19 protein-coding genes are annotated in these 18,190 nt (G+C 37.2%); 10 read left to right on the forward strand and 9 right to left on the reverse strand.

The window, feature by feature from the left end; genetic code table 11:
• Positions 1-183: 183 nt before the first annotated feature.
• Together B0I22_RS09790 and B0I22_RS09795 are read left to right on the forward strand one after the other, a co-directional pair.
• Positions 184-1,389, forward strand: a complete 1,206-nt coding sequence (locus B0I22_RS09790) for an endonuclease/exonuclease/phosphatase family protein (RefSeq protein ID WP_133944476.1) — start codon at positions 184-186, stop codon at positions 1,387-1,389.
• A gap of 75 nt (positions 1,390-1,464) precedes the next feature.
• Positions 1,465-1,890, forward strand: a complete 426-nt coding sequence (locus B0I22_RS09795; protein WP_133944477.1) for a DUF6146 family protein — start codon at positions 1,465-1,467, stop codon at positions 1,888-1,890.
• Positions 1,891-1,938: 48 nt separating this feature from the next.
• Here the strand turns inward: B0I22_RS09795 and prfA are convergent, their stop codons facing one another.
• Both prfA and B0I22_RS09805 read right to left on the reverse strand, forming a co-directional pair.
• Positions 1,939-3,027: a peptide chain release factor 1 gene (prfA, locus tag B0I22_RS09800; protein WP_133944478.1), complete on the reverse strand. Its 1,089-nt coding sequence runs from the start codon at positions 3,025-3,027 to the stop codon at positions 1,939-1,941.
• Positions 3,028-3,340: 313 nt separating this feature from the next.
• Positions 3,341-3,616 carry a hypothetical protein gene (locus B0I22_RS09805; protein ID WP_133944479.1) on the reverse strand — a complete coding sequence of 92 codons (276 nt, stop codon included), beginning with the start codon at positions 3,614-3,616 and terminating at the stop codon, positions 3,341-3,343.
• 309 nt (positions 3,617-3,925) lie between these two features.
• Between B0I22_RS09805 and fumC the strand changes: the two genes are divergently transcribed.
• The 3 genes from fumC (at position 3,926) to B0I22_RS09820 (ending at position 6,365) form a co-directional block, all read left to right on the forward strand.
• Positions 3,926-5,320: a class II fumarate hydratase gene (gene fumC, locus B0I22_RS09810; RefSeq protein WP_133944480.1), complete on the forward strand. Its 1,395-nt coding sequence runs from the start codon at positions 3,926-3,928 to the stop codon at positions 5,318-5,320.
• An 81-nt stretch (positions 5,321-5,401) separates the two neighbouring features.
• A complete protein-coding gene (locus tag B0I22_RS09815) occupies positions 5,402-5,962 on the forward strand; it encodes a Crp/Fnr family transcriptional regulator (protein ID WP_133944481.1) in 561 nt (186 codons plus the stop codon).
• A 73-nt stretch (positions 5,963-6,035) separates the two neighbouring features.
• Positions 6,036-6,365 carry a DMT family transporter gene (locus B0I22_RS09820; RefSeq protein WP_133944482.1) on the forward strand — a complete coding sequence of 110 codons (330 nt, stop codon included), beginning with the start codon at positions 6,036-6,038 and terminating at the stop codon, positions 6,363-6,365.
• Positions 6,366-6,400: 35 nt separating this feature from the next.
• On the opposite strand, the gene B0I22_RS09825 is transcribed toward B0I22_RS09820, so the two are convergent.
• Both B0I22_RS09825 and B0I22_RS09830 read right to left on the reverse strand, forming a co-directional pair.
• Positions 6,401-7,120, reverse strand: coding sequence for an ABC transporter ATP-binding protein (locus tag B0I22_RS09825; RefSeq protein ID WP_133944483.1), 720 nt, complete (start codon positions 7,118-7,120; stop codon positions 6,401-6,403).
• Between the two features lie 43 nt (positions 7,121-7,163).
• On the reverse strand, positions 7,164-8,627 hold the full coding sequence (locus tag B0I22_RS09830) for a DUF5687 family protein (protein WP_133944484.1): 1,464 nt from the start codon (positions 8,625-8,627) through the stop codon (positions 7,164-7,166).
• A 182-nt stretch (positions 8,628-8,809) separates the two neighbouring features.
• Between B0I22_RS09830 and dnaB the strand changes: the two genes are divergently transcribed.
• From dnaB to rnhA, 3 genes are read left to right on the forward strand one after another with little or no spacing between them, the layout of a single operon-like run.
• Positions 8,810-10,381, forward strand: coding sequence for a replicative DNA helicase (gene dnaB / locus B0I22_RS09835; protein WP_133944485.1), 1,572 nt, complete (start codon positions 8,810-8,812; stop codon positions 10,379-10,381).
• Positions 10,382-10,398: 17 nt separating this feature from the next.
• The gene (locus B0I22_RS09840) at positions 10,399-10,698 is read left to right on the forward strand and encodes a hypothetical protein (RefSeq protein ID WP_133944486.1); all 300 of its coding nucleotides are present in this window, start codon (positions 10,399-10,401) and stop codon (positions 10,696-10,698) included.
• Positions 10,699-10,700: 2 nt separating this feature from the next.
• On the forward strand, positions 10,701-11,177 hold the full coding sequence (gene rnhA, locus B0I22_RS09845; RefSeq protein ID WP_133944487.1) for a ribonuclease HI: 477 nt from the start codon (positions 10,701-10,703) through the stop codon (positions 11,175-11,177).
• Here rnhA and B0I22_RS09850 read toward each other — a convergent pair.
• The 3 genes from B0I22_RS09850 to B0I22_RS09860 all read right to left on the reverse strand — a co-directional run bounded on the left by B0I22_RS09850 (position 11,174) and on the right by B0I22_RS09860 (position 14,459).
• The gene (locus tag B0I22_RS09850; RefSeq protein WP_133944488.1) at positions 11,174-12,706 is read right to left on the reverse strand and encodes a YifB family Mg chelatase-like AAA ATPase; all 1,533 of its coding nucleotides are present in this window, start codon (positions 12,704-12,706) and stop codon (positions 11,174-11,176) included. The genes rnhA and B0I22_RS09850 overlap by 4 nt on opposite strands.
• 81 nt (positions 12,707-12,787) lie before the next feature.
• Positions 12,788-13,867, reverse strand: a complete 1,080-nt coding sequence (locus B0I22_RS09855) for a mannose-1-phosphate guanylyltransferase (protein WP_246022187.1) — start codon at positions 13,865-13,867, stop codon at positions 12,788-12,790.
• The gene (locus B0I22_RS09860; RefSeq protein ID WP_133944489.1) at positions 13,854-14,459 is read right to left on the reverse strand and encodes a SprT-like domain-containing protein; all 606 of its coding nucleotides are present in this window, start codon (positions 14,457-14,459) and stop codon (positions 13,854-13,856) included. Before B0I22_RS09860 ends, B0I22_RS09855 begins: the two co-directional genes overlap by 14 nt.
• 136 nt (positions 14,460-14,595) lie before the next feature.
• Here B0I22_RS09860 and B0I22_RS09865 point away from each other — a divergent pair, with 136 nt between their 5' ends.
• Together B0I22_RS09865 and B0I22_RS09870 are read left to right on the forward strand one after the other, a co-directional pair.
• A complete protein-coding gene (locus B0I22_RS09865; protein WP_133944490.1) occupies positions 14,596-16,239 on the forward strand; it encodes a tetratricopeptide repeat protein in 1,644 nt (547 codons plus the stop codon).
• Between the two features lie 4 nt (positions 16,240-16,243).
• Entirely contained in the window at positions 16,244-16,909 is a 666-nt protein-coding gene (locus B0I22_RS09870; RefSeq protein WP_133944491.1) for a response regulator, read from the forward strand.
• 157 nt (positions 16,910-17,066) lie between these two features.
• Here B0I22_RS09870 and B0I22_RS09875 read toward each other — a convergent pair whose 3' ends face one another.
• Both B0I22_RS09875 and yihA read right to left on the reverse strand, forming a co-directional pair.
• Positions 17,067-17,516, reverse strand: coding sequence for a GNAT family N-acetyltransferase (locus B0I22_RS09875; protein WP_133944492.1), 450 nt, complete (start codon positions 17,514-17,516; stop codon positions 17,067-17,069).
• Complete coding sequence (yihA, locus tag B0I22_RS09880) at positions 17,509-18,132, reverse strand: ribosome biogenesis GTP-binding protein YihA/YsxC (RefSeq protein ID WP_133944493.1); 624 nt, start codon at positions 18,130-18,132, stop codon at positions 17,509-17,511. The genes B0I22_RS09875 and yihA overlap by 8 nt, the downstream gene beginning before the upstream one ends.
• Positions 18,133-18,190: the final 58 nt, after the last annotated feature.

Raw genomic sequence — 18,190 nt, forward strand, 5'->3', positions numbered from 1 at the left:
ACAGTCCGTTACACACGGAAGGCAAATGTAAATAAATTTTCTATAATTAAAACTTTTTAACATTTTTTTTATTTTAACAAATTATCAATTTTTCAAAACATAATTATTAATAATTAAAAATTTGAAATTTTTATTTTGCAACTATCTAAAAAAAATTACTTTTGTAGCCTTACATATTTTACTATGAAACATATTTTTAGCTTAATTGCTATTTTTAGTATTTCCTTATTATCTGCTCAGCAAAAGAAACAAGTAAGGGTAGCTACAGTTGGTTTTCTAAACGTAGAAAACCTGTGGGACACGATTCGTTCTGCAGATTACATCGATGGAACCAAAGACATTACAAACCCCGCTTTTCACAGAAGTGTTCCTTTAGATTCTATAAAATATCTTGAAGTAACTGAAAAAGATTACGCAGGTCCGTGGAACGACGAAGCACTTAAAGGCAAAAAAGTGGTAAGAATCCAAGGCGGTTCTGAAGAGTTCACACCAAAAAGCGGTAAAAACTATACTTATAATGTGTACAAACAAAAATTGGAGAATGGCGCCAAAGTAATTTCCGAGATGGGAAAAGCTTATACCAATACAGCTCCAGTTGTGGTTGGTCTAATAGAAGTAGAAAACAGACAAGTAATAGAAGACCTTGTAAAAGAACCGTCTATTGCAAAGTACGATTACGGAATTGCACATTACAACTCGTATGATTACAGAGGGATAGATGTCGCTTTCATCTATCAAAAAAGAAGATTCTCTCCTTCCAAATCTTGGAAAAAAGAGGTGAAAATTTTTGGAGAAGGCGGAAGAAGAGAGTACACAAGAGACATTGTGGTTCTTACTGGTTTCTTGGACAATGAAAAAGTAGCATTTTTCCTAAATCACTGGCCATCCAGAAGAGGTGGAGAAGCAGCTTCTCTTCCAAAGCGTAATGCAGCGGCAGCAGTTCTAAAACAACAGATGGACAGCGTGCAAGCTCTTGATCCTTCTACTAAGATGTTTGCAATGGGAGATTTCAATGATGACCCTGTGAGCTCTAGTTTAAAAAATGGTTTGAAGGCTGTTGGGAATCCAAAAGATCTTTCAGAAACTTCGCCGTATCTTAATCTGATGTATCCTTTATACAAAAAGGGTGTTGCATCATTAGCATATCAAGATGCTCCGAATTTATTTGATCAAATTATCGTGTCATCTAATCTTTATGCTCCTAAAAACGAAGTTAGAAAAGACTACACCGTTTTCAAAGCAGAGATTTTTGCACCAGCATATTTGGTTACCAAAGAGGGAAATTACAAAGGTTATCCTTTCCGATCTTGGGCTGGAGACAAGTTTACGGGAGGCTATTCCGATCACTTTCCAGCATTTGTGATTCTTCAGAAAGATCCAACACCTTAAGAATCTTATTAATATACAAACCGTTTCAAATCTTTGGAACGGTTTTTTGTTTAATTAAGTTTATAATTGATCAAAATGAAAAATCTAATTGTCATTGCTATAATCTCAGCTTTCATCTGGTCTTGCTCTGCGAGTTCAAAACCATTAGCGGAAGTTCAAAAGCCATCACTTGCGACGCAGAAGAAAACCGATTCTGCAGATGAGTGGGAAATCACTGTCTTTGATGCAGAATATGAAAACTTTGTAGCATCTAGAGCACAACCAAAGTCAATGTTTACGGAAAGTAGTTTGAAGTCTCGGAACACGATTTTGGTCGCTGAATGGAATAACCGATTCTATTCCGGAGTCAATCCCAACTTTTATGAAGTCGCGATAGATTATGATCCAAAAGAAAACTACGGATTAGATTTTGAATATCGGCTGTATCAATTCTTCGCCTATTGCAATTGGAAATACGGAATTAGGTTTAATGGACTCCGAGGAATAGATAAAGTAAAATAGAAAAAGACTGCAAATCTGCAGTCTTTTGTTTTTATGTAATTGAGAATCTTAAGAAATCCCTTCTTCTTCACCTTTTAATTTTTCAGCGTTTTCCGCCATTATTACAGCATCGATCATTTCAGAAATATCGCCATTCATATAAGCATCCAAATTGTACATCGATTTGTTGATTCTGTGATCCGTAACTCTTCCTTGCGGATAATTGTAAGTTTTGATCTTTGCAGAACGGTCGCCTGTAGAAACCATAGATTTACGTTGCGCCGCAATATCTCCGACAGATTTTTGAACCTCGATATCGTATAATTTGGTACGAAGCATTTCCATTGCTAACTCTCTGTTCGCCAACTGAGAACGGGCTTGCTGACAAACCACGACCATTCCAGACGGTTTGTGTGTCAACTGAACTTTCGTCTCAACCTTGTTTACGTTCTGTCCACCAGCACCTCCGGAACGGGAAGTCTGCATTTCGATGTCTGCAGGATTCAATTCAAAATCGATTTCTTCTGCTTCTGGTAAAACAGCAATTGTAATTGCAGATGTGTGAACGCGACCTTGGGATTCTGTTTCCGGAACACGTTGAACGCGGTGAACACCAGATTCAAATTTCATAATTCCGTAAACGCCTTCTCCTTCTACTTTTAAGATTAGTTCTTTATAACCTTTGGCAGATTCGCTGGAATCTGTGATCTCGTGCTTCCAACCTTTGGTTTTGAAATACATCGCGTAAGCTCTGTAAACATCTTCCACGAAGATTGCCGCTTCATCGCCACCAGTTCCGGCACGAAGTTCCACGATTACGTTTTTATCATCAGTTGGATCTTTCGGGATCAGAAGGAACTTAAGTTGTTCTTCATACTCAGGAAGTTTGTCCATTGCTTCATACTTTTCCTGCTTTGCCATTTCTACGAATTCTTTGTCAGAACCGTCGGCAATGATTTCGTCGGATTCTGCAATCGTATCAAGCGCGCCTTTATATTCGTCAAATACTTTCACGATCTTTCCGAGATCGCTGTATTCTTTGTTGAGTGTGGAATATCTTTTTTGGTCAGTGATCACATCTGGTTGGATTATAAGATCTGCGACCTCATTATATCGTTGTTTTATCGCTTCCAGTTTTGGAATTAATGACTTGGACATAGGTAAATTTTAGTTTGCAAAGATATGGAATTAAGATTTAAGTCGGAAGCAGGAAGACGGATGTTGGAAGTTTTGATTCTAATACAGTTACGTGAAAAATACTAAACCACAAAAGTTTTTTTATTTTTTCTGAAGTTCAAAAAAGGATTTGTTCTCAGAAAAATTTTCCTTTGTAATCTTTTAAACTATGTTTTATAATTGTCCCTTTGTGACTTTTGTGGTTCAAAAGAAAATCCACTCTTAAAAAAGAATGGATTTAAATATATATTGTTTCGCTTTGAGTGCAATCTCTCACGAAAAGAAAATTGCCAAATTAATGGTGGTGACCGTGGCTTACTGGTTTTTCGCCAGCTGGTCTTTGGTAGATTACCTCTACGCCTTCTTGCTCATAAAGCTTTTTGTATCTCACTTGCTCTGGATCAAAATTCTTATTGATCTTCCCGAAATATTCCGCTACACCCTCTGTTAACCAAAGTGGTACGATAAATCCGAAGAACATAAAAATACACCAAAATCCACACAAAAACATTGTGAAGAAATAAACTGTCCATAAAAATTGGTAAAAAGGCCAAAATGCTGATAACATCATAATGCTATTTATTTTGAGCAAAAATAGACGTTTTTATTCTATTTCACAAAATTTCTGGATTGATTTTTTTATTTTGCTAAACTTTTAGTTTTTAGTATTTTCGTAAGGTTGTAAAAATCAGTGAAAGTTAGTGGGAAAAGTTGGAAAAAATAAACCAAACCCCTAGCCCCGATTGCAGCGGGTTACCCCACAACAAGCGCTGGGAAAAGCCTTGGCGTGAGGAGTAATAGCGGAAAGCGGGAAATAGCTCCAAATAAAATAACTGTCCGACAAAGTCAATAAACTTCTAAAAATAATAAATATAATATAATGAGTTTCAGAATCGAAAAAGACACAATGGGCGACGTGCAAGTGCCTGCAGAGAAATTTTGGGGTGCACAGACGGAGCGTTCCAGAAATAATTTCAAAATCGGGCCGGAAGGAAGTATGCCTCGCGAGATCATCGATGCATTTGCTTACCTTAAGAAAGCCGCTGCTTTTACAAATGCAGAATTAGGCGTTCTTGATAATGAAAAAAGAGACCTGATCGGGAAAGTTTGTGATGAGATCCTCGAAGGAAAATTGTACGACGAATTTCCTTTGGTAATCTGGCAAACGGGTTCTGGGACACAATCTAATATGAATGTGAACGAAGTGGTTGCGAACCGATCTCACGTTTTGAACGGCGGAAATCTTGGAGAAAAAACTTTGGTTCACCCGAATGACGATGTGAACAAATCTCAGTCTTCCAACGACACTTATCCGACGGCAATGCACATCGCAGCTTACACGAAAGTGGTGAAAGAGACTTTGCCTGCCTTGGAAAAATTGAGAAATACGCTTGACGAAAAAGCGAAGAAATTCCAAAATATTGTAAAAATCGGAAGAACGCACCTGATGGATGCGACGCCTTTAACGCTTGGACAAGAATTCTCTGGTTATGTTGCTCAGTTGGATTACGCAAAAAAAGCAATCAATAATACTTTGGATCACTTGAAAGAATTGGCGCTTGGTGGAACGGCTGTTGGAACTGGACTGAATACACCGAAAGGTTATGATGTTTTGGTGGCAAAATATATTGCAGACTTCACTGGACTTCCTTTCGTGACGGCTCCGAATAAATTTGAGGCTTTGGCAGCGCACGACGGAATTGTGGAATCTCACGGTGCTTTGAAGCAATTGGCGGTTTCTCTATATAAAATTGCTCAGGACATTAGACTGTTGGCTTCTGGACCAAGATCTGGAATCGGTGAAATCCTAATTCCAGAGAACGAACCAGGTTCATCAATTATGCCAGGAAAAGTGAATCCTACTCAGAATGAAGCGATTACAATGGTTTGTGCACAAGTTCTTGGAAACGATACGACAATCTCTTTCGCCGGAACGCAAGGAAATTACGAACTGAATGTTTTCAAACCTGTGATGGCGTACAATTTCTTACAGTCTGCACAGTTGTTGGCGGATTCTATGATTTCATTCAATGACCATTGTGCGGTTGGAATCGAACCAAACGAACCGAGAATCAAGGAATTGGTTGACAAATCTTTGATGTTGGTGACAGCACTTAACACGCACATCGGTTACGAAAATGCTGCGAAAATTGCTAAAACAGCTCACAAAAACGGAACTACTTTGAAAGAAGAGGCTGTAAATCTTGGACTTTTGACTGCAGAACAATTTGACGAGTGGGTAAAACCTGAAGATATGGTTGGGAGTCTTAAATAGAAAATAGACTTTTAGACAAAAGATAATAGACAAACTCCGAGGCATTTTTCTCGGAGTTTTTATTTTTATTAAATTTCACTTATGAATATTGATACAATTCTTGACCAAATATTTCCACTTCCAGAACATTCGAAATCAGTTTTAAAAAATCTAATTTCTGAAGTTGAGTTTCCGAAAGATAAGATTATCATCAAAGCTGGAAAGGTGGAAAAGACGATTTACTTTATTAAAAAAGGAATTGTGAGAGCTTTTGTTCCTCAGGAAAATCAGGATTTGACGTTTTGGTTTGGCAAAGAAGGCGATGTGGTTTTGCCGATGAAAAGTTATGTTGATAATCATCAGAATTATGAGAATATTCAACTTTTGGAAAATTCGGTTTTGTATCAATTAAAAATCGATGATTTGAGAAAGCTTTTCGAAACTGATATCAATATCGCAAATTGGGGAAGAAAATTAGCTGAAAAAGAATTGGTGAAAACCGAAGAACTTTTTATTTCGAGACAATTCAGAACTGCGAGTCAGCGTTATTTGGAACTTTTGAAAGAACAACCGGAGATTCTGCAAAGAGTTCAGTTGGGTTACATTGCTTCTTATTTGGGAATCACGCAAGTTAGTTTGAGTAGAATCCGAAGTGACATTTAATTGATTTTTTAACATTTGTATAAAAGTTCAACGCCTCGAATTCGGAACTTTGCATCATTAAAATTGATAAATAATGAACTGGATTTTTTTAATTCTTGGAGGACTTTTTGAAGTTGGATTCACATCTTGTTTGGGAAAAGCCAAAGAAACATCGGGAACAGAATCTTACCTTTGGTACGGCGGATTTGCAATATCTCTCGTAGCAAGTATGCTTCTATTAATCAAAGCAACACAGACACTTCCGCTGGGAACAGCTTATGCAGTTTGGACAGGAATTGGCGCTGTGGGAACTGTTTTGGTCGGGATTTTCATATTTAAAGAGCCAGCGACATTTTGGCGATTATTTTTCATATTCACATTAATTGCTTCCATCGTTGGGCTAAAAGCAGTTTCTTCACATTAAAACAAAAAACCCACAATCGAATGTGGGTTTTACTTTTATAATTCTTCTTGAAGCGTGATTTGCTCAGCGAAATAATTTTCCAAATCACGAAGCGTTTCCGGACTGGTTTGGATATCTTTTATCAATGATCCTTTATTCAGCACGACAATTCTATTGCAAACATCGGTCGTATGCGCCAAATCGTGGCTTGAAATCAAGAATGTGATGTTGGCATTTTGAGACCAAAGACGGATTAAATGTTTCAGTTTGATTTGTGTTGATGGATCCAGATTGGCAAAAGGCTCATCCAAAACGATGATTTCCGGCGTTCCAATCAATGCGCCAACGATTCCAACTTTTTTCATATTTCCTTTGGAAAGGTCGCGGATGTACTTTTTCGCATTCAGGATTTCGCCGTTGAAAAAATCTGAAAACTGCTTTAGAAAGTCATCAACTGCATTTTTCTTAAGACCTCTGAGTTCTCCGATAAAATAAAAATACTCCTCCGGCGTGAGATAGCCAATCAAAAAAGTATCATCAATAAAAGCAGAAACTTTGGTTTTCCACGCTTCGGACTCGTTGACTTTGATTCCATCGATGGAAATAAAACCAGTGCTTGCTTCTATCAAATCCAGCAAAACGCTGAAAAGTGTGGTTTTCCCCGCGCCGTTATTTCCGACTAATCCGAAAGTTTCGCCTTTTGGAATTTCGAGATTTTCTATATTAAGGACTTGCTTTGCGCCGTAAGATTTGGATATATTTTGAATACTGATCATAATTTTTTTTATTTATTAGATTAGAATTTTGAATCTGAATTAATTAACCTTTTTTAAATGATTCTAATGTAGAATATTTTTGAGTTTTGTAGATCTTAACAATACTGTCGAAGATTTTGTCTCTCAACAGAAATCCGATGATTCCTAAAAGACCAAGACTTGCAACTGCAGGATAAATCCCGAGGAAATATTTTACAACTGCAAAAACAGCCATCGGTAAAAGCAATTGTGGAATCAAGAGCAACATTGTTTTCATATTGAAATTATTCCCTCCACCGAAAGATTTTGCATTGGTATCCAAATCAATTGGTTTTTTGTTGAATGCGCCAGCCATTAAAGTAATGTAAGAATTCACACCCAAGTTGTACAAACCTGCACCCAGAACAGTTAGATAGAATTCCCAGCTTACAAAAACATAAGCCAAACCAAGAATGATGGAGACAAAAATCGCAATCACAATCATCGCCCATTTTCCTTTCAAATATTCTTTGTATGGCACATTTTGCGTCATCATCAATGGGTAATAAGAGCTGTCCCAACTTGGAACACGCTGTCCGAACATAAACATAAATCCGCCCGTAACGAAAATCCCCGTAAACAATTGCATAAACGAATTTTCATAGCCTTTGGTAAACACCAACAATCCATAAAACAAGAATAGGAAACTTGCAACTACAGCTGATTTCGCTGCCTTGCTTCTTTTCAAAAGCCGAATGTCATTATTAATAAAAGTTCCCATTGCGCCGTAACGGTTTAGAAACTCGATGTTTTCTGTTTTTCCTTCTGCTTTTTTGAGTTCAAGACCTTTGTCGAGATAAAAATTGTCGAAGATAAATCGATAACACAAATACATCGTTCCCAAAGCCATAAACACAGGAATGAGGAAAACACCAGGAATATCGTAGAAACTATAAAACAAAACCTGAGAAACGGCGGAAAGATGAATGATTTTGAAATATTCTAATAATCCCAAAGCAATCATTATCCCAAAAACAGCGTAAACCACAGCATCTTTTCCGTTCAGCAAAATATTAAGGAAATTATTGAAATAAAATATCGCCTGAATCCCAACCAAGAACATCAAAACAGAAGTCACAGGATAGCCACCATCGAAAATCAAAAGTCCGGCAAACGGAAGCAAAAACAAAAGATTACCCCAATTGAAAAAATTGAAAATTGTTTTTATAATTGTGTATTTTACCAAAATTTTCTTCGTGAGTCCAGTTGTAAGAAACGGTTTGATATTCTGAGTCGGCATTTGTTGCATAAAATAACGAACAACCAAATCAAACGCCCAATAGTAAACGAAAAACTTGCAGAAAAGCGTGAGCGGATCTACGTGCATCTTCTGTTTTGCGTAGTGATAAAGGAGAAAAGGTAATCCCACAAACATCAAACTGAAATATGCCATTCCAAATGCCGCAAGGATTTTCATTGCCAGATTGGCACCAAATTGTGGATTCCTAATAAAGTTTTTGAGCTCGAGCTGTAGTAGTTTCAAATACATTATAGTGAAGTTTTTGTTAAAGATATAAAAAGCTTTACCAACACAAAAGCTTATCTAGTAAGTCCGCAGATTTCTTAATTTGTTACAATTAATCCTAATTTTTTGATTTACTAACAATTATTTGTGGATTGTTTGCCTAAAACTATAATTCAATAAAATCTTAAAAATCCTATCTTTGTAGAATGGCACAGAAGGACACATTATCGAGTTTGATTCACGGTAATTTTGCGAAGGAACTCTCTATTTCGGATGGCAAAATGCCACCCAACGCATTGGATTTTGAGAAAATCGTCATCGGAACTTTTTTGATTGATAGAAAAGGTCTCGATCACTCCATCGATCTCTTGACACCCGATGTTTTCTACGATCCAAGACATCAGACCATCTTTGGTTCGATTTTAAAATTGTACGAAAGCAACTCTCCTATCGATTTGATGACGGTGATTCAGGATCTTAAAAAGAATGAAAAACTGAGTCTTGCTGGTGGCGATCATTATATTATTGATTTGACGATGGGCGTGAGTTCATCTGCTCATATCGAATATCACGTGCGTGTGATCTTGGAAAAATTCATTCTAAGATCTTTGATTAATGTTTCTGCGAATGTCATCGACAGTTCCTACAAAGAAACCACCGACGTTTTCGAATTGCTGGACAAAGCGGAACAATCTTTCTTCGAAATCACGAACGGAACTATCAAGAAAGGTTTTGACACCGCCAATTCATTAGTAAAAGAAGCGATTGAAAAAATCAAATCTTTAAAAGATAAAGAAGGATTGTCTGGAGTTCCATCTGGATTCACAGCTCTTGACAAAGAAACCGGAGGTTGGCAAAATTCTGACCTCATCATCATCGCGGCAAGACCGGCGATGGGAAAAACGGCCTTCATTCTATCGATGGCGAGAAATATTTGTGTGGATCATAACATTCCGATGGCATTGTTCTCTCTGGAGATGGCTTCAGTTCAGTTGATTACAAGGATGATTTCTTCCGAAACCGGAATTTCATCTGAGAAATTGAGAAAAGGACAAATGGCGGATGAAGAATGGCAAAGATTGTTCACGAACGTATCTGCATTGGAAAATGCACCACTTTACATTGATGAAACGCCATCTCTTTCCATTTTTGATTTCCGTGCAAAATGCCGAAGATTGGTAATGCAACACGGTGTGAAAATCATTATGGTCGATTATCTCCAGCTGATGACCGCAAGTTCTGGAAAAGGTGGCGGAAACCGTGAGCAAGAGATTTCTATGATTTCCCGTTCCTTGAAAGCCATCGCAAAAGAACTGAACGTTCCTGTGATTGCATTGTCACAGCTTTCCAGAAGTGTGGAAACACGTCCCGGGAAAAGACCAATGCTTTCTGATCTCCGTGAATCCGGGGCGATTGAGCAGGATGCCGACATTGTTTCCTTCATCTTCCGACCAGAATATTACAAAATCGCGGTTTGGGATAATGATGAGGAAGGGGCAGAAACACCTACGGAAAATCAAGCTGAGATCATCATTGCTAAACATAGAAATGGTGCGACTGCCGATGTACGATTGGCTTTCCACAAAAACATTGGTAAGTTTGCCGATCTTGGAACCAACTATGAATACACGCCTTCCAACTTCGGGCAAAAAGATGAGCCTTCTGGTTTTGATAGAATCACGATTACAAGCGATCCGCATTCCGCATTTGGATTACCAAGTAACAATCAAGTTTCGGGCTCTGCGATGAATGATGACGATGATGATATGCCGTTCTAACGAAATATTTTGACAAGATGAAAATTGATATTTCATACATTGGAAAGATAACTATTAAATCCCTTAGAGATTATATTTTAGACAATGAGCTTGAAGATGAAAAAGTTATAATATTAAATAAGTATAATTTTGACGATATAATCTTAGAACATTTGAGTACTTATAAAGAAAGTGCTAAATTTCCTTATTACATTATAGGCACACTTATAGAAGAAGACCCTTTTTCCCGAATTTCGTTAAATAGAATAGGAGTTATTAATGATTACGATTATGACTTCGATTACAATAACGAAGATTCAGATTTAAATTTTTATTGATTTTGAAAGTCGAAATCTACACAGACGGCGCTTGCAGTGGAAATCCCGGACCGGGCGGTTACGGAATCCTGATGCGCGTCCCCGAAAAACAATATCAGAAAACCTACTCCAAAGGTTTTCGCAAAACCACCAACAACAGGATGGAATTGATGGCGGTCATCGTGGCACTCGGCAATCTGAGAACATCTGACAATGAGGTTCATATCTACACCGATAGCAAATATGTTGCAGATGCCATCAACCAAAAATGGATTTACGGCTGGATCAAACGTGGTTGGAAAAATGTGAAAAATCCGGATCTTTGGAAAGAATTCTACAAACTCTATCAACTTCATCAACCCAAGTTTCATTGGATCAAAGGTCACGCAGGACATCCTGAGAATGAGATTTGTGATCAATTGGCCGTAAAAGCTTCCAAATCCAGTAATCTGGAGATTGATTCTTTTTTTGAGAATCCCAATGAAGGTGGAATGTTCTAAACATTCCAAAAATCCCGATCCAAACTACGATATTGAATCGCTTCCGAGATGTGATCGCCTTCGATATTTTCAGAATTTTCCAAATCGGCGATGGTTCTGGCGACTTTCAAAATTCTGCTGTAAGCTCTCGCCGAAAGATTTAGTTTAAGCATTGCCGCCTTGATTAATAATTGAGAATACTCGTCCAGTTCGCAATATTTTTCCATTTCTTTGGAACCCATCTGCGCATTATAACTGATGTCGGAATCCTTATAACGTTCATTTTGAATTTCTCTCGCTTTGTTGACGCGTGCCCTGATACTTTCACTGCTCTCGCCTTTTCTCTTTTCGGCCAACTGGTCGTACTCTACTTTTGAAACTTCGATATGAATGTCGATTCTGTCGAGAAGTGGCCCTGAAAGTTTGTTCATATATCTTTGCATTTCTATTGTGGATGACGTGTTATTGGGATCATCCGGGAAATAGCCACTCGGACTTGGATTCATACTTGCGACAAGCATAAAACTTGCAGGATATTCTATGGTAAATTTGGCTCGAGAAATGGTTACTACTCTATCTTCTAACGGTTGTCGCATTACTTCCAGAACGGTTCTTTTGAACTCAGGCATCTCATCCAAAAATAAAACACCATTATGAGCCAAGGAAATTTCGCCTGGCTGAGGATAACTCCCGCCACCAACTAAAGCTACGTCCGAAATGGTGTGGTGCGGCGAGCGAAAAGGACGAATGGTAATCAATGACGTTTCAGCTCCCATTTTTCCTGCAACAGAATGGATCTTCGTAGTTTCCAAAGATTCCTTAAGACTGAGAGCTGGCAAAATGCTGGGTAAACGTTTCGCCAACATTGTCTTTCCACTTCCGGGAGAACCGATGAGAATGATATTATGACCGCCGGCTGCAGCAACTTCCATCGCTCGTTTGGCCGCTTCTTGACCTTTGACCTCATCGAAGTCAAAAGGGAAATGATTGACCTTGTCTTGAAACTCTTTTCTGGTATCTATTTCAAATTTTTCTAAAGGAATATCATCATTAAAGAAATCTATAACTTGTTTGATATTTTCGACACCGTAAACATCCAGCTGGTTTACGATGGCGGCTTCTCTTGCATTTTGCTTCGGAAGAATAATTCCTTTGAAACCATCTTCTCTTGCTTTTATCGCGATTGGCAAAACACCTCGAATTGGCTGCAATCCGCCATCCAGAGATAGTTCTCCCATAATGATATAATCTTTTAAATGCTCAGATTTTATAAGGTCAGAAGCCGCCAAAATGCCCAAGGCGATGCTCAAATCATAAGCAGAACCTTCTTTACGCAAATCTGCAGGTGCCATATTGATTGTGATTTTCTTACCCGGAATCTTGAATCCAGAATTCTTGAGTGCAGCAGAAATCCTGTAGCTACTTTCCTTAATCGCATTGTCTGGCAAGCCAACCAAATGATAACCAACACCTTGATCTACATTAACTTCTATGGTAATAATCTGTGCAGAAACGCCGTGAATGGCCGCACCAAAAATTTTTACAAGCATCTGTGTTTTTATTTTCTTTAAAATTAAAAAACTCTTTGATAAAAACCAAAGAGTTAAATATTTTTTGAAAGATAAAAGTGATTACATAAATCTTTCGCCTTTTTTCAGGTTTTTAAGATCCAGAACATAATCTTTTATCAATTGGTCGTTATCTCGTGGGCAGATAAGCAAAGCCTTTTCCGTATCTACAATGATATAATTTTTTAATCCGTCGATAACGGCTGCTTTATTTTGATTTTTGATTCTGATGACGTTTCCTTTTGAGTTATAGGTCAAAACATTTTTGGAACTGATGGCATTATTGTCATCATTTTTATCGGCATTCGTGTAAACAGAAGTCCAAGTTCCAAGATCGCTCCAGCCAAGGTTGGCAGGGATTACATAGACATTATTGGCTTTTTCCAAGATTCCGTTATCAATAGAAACTTTATTGACGATTGGATAAATCACATTGATGCATTCCTTTTCAGATTCACAGTTGTACTCGCAACTGTTGAACTGGTTGGTCATCTCGGGAAGATATTTTTTAAAAGCTTTCAGAATACTTTTGGCGCTCCAGATAAAAATTCCAGCATTCCATAGGAAGTCTCCGGATTCCATAAAACTTTTAGCAATTTCTAGATTTGGTTTTTCTGTAAAGGTTTTCACTTTAGAAAAATTTTCATCCTTTTCCTGGATAAATTGGATATAACCATAGCCTGTATCGGGGCGCGTTGGCGTGATTCCCAAAGTCATAAGAAAATCATTTTTTGATGCGAGATCAAATGCCAAATCTACCTTATCTAGGAAGGTTTTTTCTTTCAAAATCAAATGATCTGCGGGCATTACAATCATATTAGCATCTGGATTGAGCGCTTCTATCTTTTTTGCCATATAGAGATTGCAGGCCGATGTATTCTTCATTGCCGGTTCACCAACAATGTTTTCCAAAGGAACATCTGGCAACTGTTGATGCGTGAGCTCTACATATTCCTGATTGGTGATGACAAATATATTTTCCTTGGGAATGAGTTGATTGATTCTGTCAAAAGTCTGCTGAATCATCGTTCTTCCTGTTCCTAAAATATCGTGAAATTGCTTTGGAAACTTCTGGGTGCTCATTGGCCAAAATCGGCTGCCAATACCGCCCGCCATTATGACGCAATAATTATTGTTGTTCATTGATCTCTAATTTTTCAACCTTTGCAAGAGGTCGGAATAAGTATTTTTTTGAATTTGCTAAATTCACACAAAGATATAATTTTTTCTTTTTTTCAAGAATCTTGTATTGATCGCCTTTGTAATGAAAGTCATCATTAATTGTCAATGTCTCGATAAAAACAAAATCATCATCCGGATCTTCAATATGAAAATAGCGGACTAGCTCCGGACTTGCCATAAAATTAGCTTTAGGATTTTTGGCGAAATTGAGAATAATCGGTTTAAGATCATCAGAATAAATATTAATACTTTCCAAGAGCATTTTCCGAAAAGTGTCTTTCCACTCTTTCCCGTGCGCACTGATGCGGAAACTGTAATTCTCAAAAGCAATGAGATGCGCCAACTCGTGTGTCAAAACAAAGAAAAACAACTGCTTATCCAAAGTGGAATTGACGGTAATCTGATGCGACTTGTCCGGCATTCTTCTGTAATCGCCCAGTTTGCTGTTCCTGTTTTTTGTGATTTTTATATGAATATAATAATCCGAAAACCAAGTTTTGAGAAAGGGATGCGTATCTGCCGGCAAATATTGATCTAAAACATTAATAGACATCGATGGTAATCAATTGAAAAACAAAAGTACAGACATAATGATTTAATCACAAATAATTGGAAAACAATTCGGATTTTATTAAATTTCGGATAAATTGTAAAACTTGCAAAAATCTATTTTTTGTTTTTTAATCCTAATGTTGTTTTCGTGCTCGGAAAAAGAAGTCCCGAACCACAAAAATTCAGCTAAAAAACATAAAAACCCTTATTACGAAAAGGCATTTGTTTTTCTTGATAAAAACGAACAGGACAGCGCATTTTACTATTTGAACAAAGGGAAAGATCTCTTCACCAAGCTGGATGACAGTTTAGGAATTGGAAAAAGCTATGTGAATATGGCGATAATCCAGGAAACTACAGGCGACAATTTCGGAAGTATAGAAAGCAGTATTACGGCATCCAAATTTCTTAAAGAAAACGACACAACACATTATCAATCTGTGTTTTGCAATTATAATAATCTTGGCGTTGCTTCCAACAATCTTAAAAACTACAAAGACGCCAAACGCTTTTACGACAAAGCGCTTCTCTTCACCAAAGATCCAATCGACAAGATGTCTTTGGCAAACAATATTGCCATCGTTTATCACAACGAAAAACAATATGGAAAAGCCGTAGAAATCTATCAAAAACTAATTGACAGCGTAGGTTTAAAAAGCGAATTTTATCCCAAGTTGCTACTCAATTTTTCACGATCTAAATGGTTTGAAAATCCAAATTACAGTCCCGTTCAGAATTATTTGAAAGCAGAATTGCTGAGCGAATCTTTACAAGACGATTGGACAAAAGATGCTGCTTACGCTTATTTATCAGCTTATTACTTAAATAAGAATAAAGATTCGGCGAAATTGTATTCAGAAAAAATGCTGTCGCTTGCCAAAGATTTGAAATATCCGATAGATCAATTGGAAGCCTTGCAAAATCTGATTCGGATTTCTGATGCGCCACATTCTCAAAACTATTTCGAAAACTACTCCAGAATTCAGGATAGCCTTACAAATGCGCAAAACAAAGCAAAAAACCAGTTTGCGCTCATCCGTTTCGAAAGTGAAAAAGCAAAAGCAGAAAACCTAATTTGGCAACAGGAACACGAGGAACACGAGCATCAGGTAGAAAGACAAAAATTAATCATTTGGGGAATCATCATCATCACTTCGATTCTCAGTTTTTTCATTTTTATTTGGATCAAAAGGCGAAGACGAAGATTGATTTTGGAAGCCAACAACAAACTACAGGAACAGCGCCTGGATTTTTCCAAACGCGTGCACGACGTGGTTGCCAACGGAATCTATGAGGTGATGACAACACTTGAAAATCAAAATGATGTTCCGAAAGAAAAATTGCTGGACAAACTGGAACTGATGTACGAGAAATCCCGCGATCTATCTTATGACAAAGTTTCTACACAGGATTTCAATGAAAAAATATTTGGTCTTGTCAGTTCTTTTGACAATGAAAATATTAAAATTATCATCATCGGAAATGAGATTGATTTTTGGAGTAATGTTTCCGAAAATGAAAAAGAAGAATGGTTTCAAATCCTCCGCGAACTTTTGGTGAATATGAAAAAACACAGCCAAGCGACTCAAGTTATTTTGAAATTCAGTAAGGAAAACGGTAAGTCGGAAATTTTGTATTCTGATAATGGCGTGGGATTGGCAGAAAACTTCCAAGAGAAAAACGGATTCGCCAACATAAAATCCAGACTTGTGGAACTTAAGGCAGAATTAATGATAGAAAAAAGTCCATCCGGCGGATTAAAATTATCAATAAAATATTGATTCTATGTTTAGTAAAATATTAATTGCGGAAGATCACGAGAGCAGTAATTTTTCTGTACAAAAAGTGTTGAAGGATTTGAGGATTCCCAGTGTAGATCACGTTTATTATTGTGATGATGCTTTTTCTTACCTTAAAAAATCTTTGGAAACAGATTCGCCTTACGAAGTTCTGTTGACGGATCTTTCCTTTGAAGAAGATCATAGAAAGCAATTGCTAAAAAATGGACGTGAGCTTATAAAATGCTGTCGCGATTTGCAACCGGAATTGAAAGTGATTGTTTTTTCCGGAGAACATAGATTAGGAGTTATAGACCTACTATTCAACGAACTAGAAATCAATGCGTTTGTAAGGAAAGCGAGATCTGACTCTAAGGAATTAAAAAAAGCTGTAGAAGCGGTTTATAATAATGAGACCTACATTTCCCACGATCTCAAATTGCCAGTGAAAAGCATCAACACTTTGGAGTTCAGCAACTATGATATTGTATTGTTAAAATTACTTTCAGAAGGAATTTTGCAGAAAAACATTCCCCAGATTCTGCAAGAAAGAGACATTCACCCCAATAGTTTGAGCAGTGTAGAAAAAAGAATGAATGCGATGAAGCTAGCATTGACGGTGAAAAATAACGAGCAACTCATCGCTCAATGCAAAGATTTGGGGATAATTTAAAAATATTTTCAATTATTTTTCCATTTTACGGTTTCCCGTAAGGAAATGTGAATTTATGTCTCTAATTTTGTCCCCAGATTAATAACCGTAAGAACACAAAGGACAAGATACATTCAGTTTTCAACCGAAAAGCCTAGAGAGAAATCTTTGGGCTTTTTTATTTTCTAAACATCTCTGTATGAGGAATATTATCTTCCAAATATTTTTTCCCTGTATCTACAAATCCAAATCCGGAATAGAATTTTAGCAAATAATCCTGAGCAGAAATCCTAACTTCCGTTGTTCTCAATCTATTTTCAATGACATCAATTGCGTAAGAGATCAATTGTTTTCCGAGCCCCGTTCCTCTTCCATTTTCCGTGGTTACTACTCTGCCAATAGACGTTTCCGGATATTTGATGCCTTTGTCAAAAATCCTGCAATAAGCCAAAACTTCGCCTTCTTTTTCCGCCCAAAGATGAATGGCTTTCTGGTCATAATCGTCCAAATCTGGGTAAGGACAATCTTGTTCTACTACGAAAACGTTGACTCTAGCTTTGATGATTTCGTAAAGTTCTGTCGTCGTCAATTCAGAAAATGCTTTGATTTTCCAATCAATATTAGTCATCGAATCTGATTTTATTTTTAATTAAAAACTGATTGGTTTCTGAGATGAATTTCAAAATTTCCTCTGTTCCGGTTTTCTTTTCGGCTGAAGTCACGTAAATATTTGGCAAATCTTCCCAAGTTTTCAACAGTTCTGTTTTGTAGGCTTCTACATTTCTGTCAGCGCCACCAGATTTCATTTTGTCCGCTTTTGTAAAAACAATGGAAAACGGCACACTGCTTTCCCCAAGCCATTGCATAAAGTCCATATCGATTTTCTGTGGCGTGTGGCGCACATCAACCAAGACGAAAAGATTGACGAGGTTTTTTCTGTTGAGGATGTAATTGGTAATCAGCTTTTCAAAATCCTTTCTCAGACTTTTAGAAACCTTCGCGTAGCCATAGCCGGGAAGATCTGTAAGCGACCAAGATTCATTCACCAAAAAATTATTGATTAGCTGAGTTTTTCCAGGTGTTTGAGATGTTTTAGCCAAATCTTTGTGATTCATCATCGCATTGATGAGAGAAGATTTTCCAACATTGGAACGCCCAATGAAAGCATATTCTGGCATATTTGGCTCGGGACAATCTTGCCATTTCTGACTGCTTTTTACAAATACTGCGGTTTTGATTACCATATTTTTATAATTTAAAAACCATTAAGAATCAAATTTATTTAATTTAAAATAATTCAAA

The sequence above is a fragment of the Epilithonimonas xixisoli genome (assembly GCF_004365655.1).
Lineage (GTDB): Bacteria > Bacteroidota > Bacteroidia > Flavobacteriales > Weeksellaceae > Epilithonimonas > Epilithonimonas xixisoli.

Bases quoted from the DNA above. Each gene is read 5' to 3' on its own strand.
- B0I22_RS09790 (WP_133944476.1), top strand. From the start codon at position 184: ATGAAACATATTTTTAGCTTAATTGCTATTTTTAGTATTTCCTTATTA.
- B0I22_RS09795 (WP_133944477.1), top strand. From the start codon at position 1,465: ATGAAAAATCTAATTGTCATTGCTATAATCTCAGCTTTCATCTGGTCT.
- prfA (WP_133944478.1), bottom strand. From the start codon at position 3,027: ATGTCCAAGTCATTAATTCCAAAACTGGAAGCGATAAAACAACGATAT.
- B0I22_RS09805 (WP_133944479.1), bottom strand. From the start codon at position 3,616: ATGATGTTATCAGCATTTTGGCCTTTTTACCAATTTTTATGGACAGTT.
- fumC (WP_133944480.1), top strand. From the start codon at position 3,926: ATGAGTTTCAGAATCGAAAAAGACACAATGGGCGACGTGCAAGTGCCT.
- B0I22_RS09815 (WP_133944481.1), top strand. From the start codon at position 5,402: ATGAATATTGATACAATTCTTGACCAAATATTTCCACTTCCAGAACAT.
- B0I22_RS09820 (WP_133944482.1), top strand. From the start codon at position 6,036: ATGAACTGGATTTTTTTAATTCTTGGAGGACTTTTTGAAGTTGGATTC.
- B0I22_RS09825 (WP_133944483.1), bottom strand. From the start codon at position 7,120: ATGATCAGTATTCAAAATATATCCAAATCTTACGGCGCAAAGCAAGTC.
- B0I22_RS09830 (WP_133944484.1), bottom strand. From the start codon at position 8,627: ATGTATTTGAAACTACTACAGCTCGAGCTCAAAAACTTTATTAGGAAT.
- dnaB (WP_133944485.1), top strand. From the start codon at position 8,810: ATGGCACAGAAGGACACATTATCGAGTTTGATTCACGGTAATTTTGCG.
- B0I22_RS09840 (WP_133944486.1), top strand. From the start codon at position 10,399: ATGAAAATTGATATTTCATACATTGGAAAGATAACTATTAAATCCCTT.
- B0I22_RS09850 (WP_133944488.1), bottom strand. From the start codon at position 12,706: ATGCTTGTAAAAATTTTTGGTGCGGCCATTCACGGCGTTTCTGCACAG.
- B0I22_RS09855 (WP_246022187.1), bottom strand. From the start codon at position 13,867: ATGAACAACAATAATTATTGCGTCATAATGGCGGGCGGTATTGGCAGC.
- B0I22_RS09860 (WP_133944489.1), bottom strand. From the start codon at position 14,459: ATGTCTATTAATGTTTTAGATCAATATTTGCCGGCAGATACGCATCCC.
- B0I22_RS09865 (WP_133944490.1), top strand. From the start codon at position 14,596: ATGTTGTTTTCGTGCTCGGAAAAAGAAGTCCCGAACCACAAAAATTCA.
- B0I22_RS09870 (WP_133944491.1), top strand. From the start codon at position 16,244: ATGTTTAGTAAAATATTAATTGCGGAAGATCACGAGAGCAGTAATTTT.
- B0I22_RS09875 (WP_133944492.1), bottom strand. From the start codon at position 17,516: ATGACTAATATTGATTGGAAAATCAAAGCATTTTCTGAATTGACGACG.
- yihA (WP_133944493.1), bottom strand. From the start codon at position 18,132: ATGGTAATCAAAACCGCAGTATTTGTAAAAAGCAGTCAGAAATGGCAA.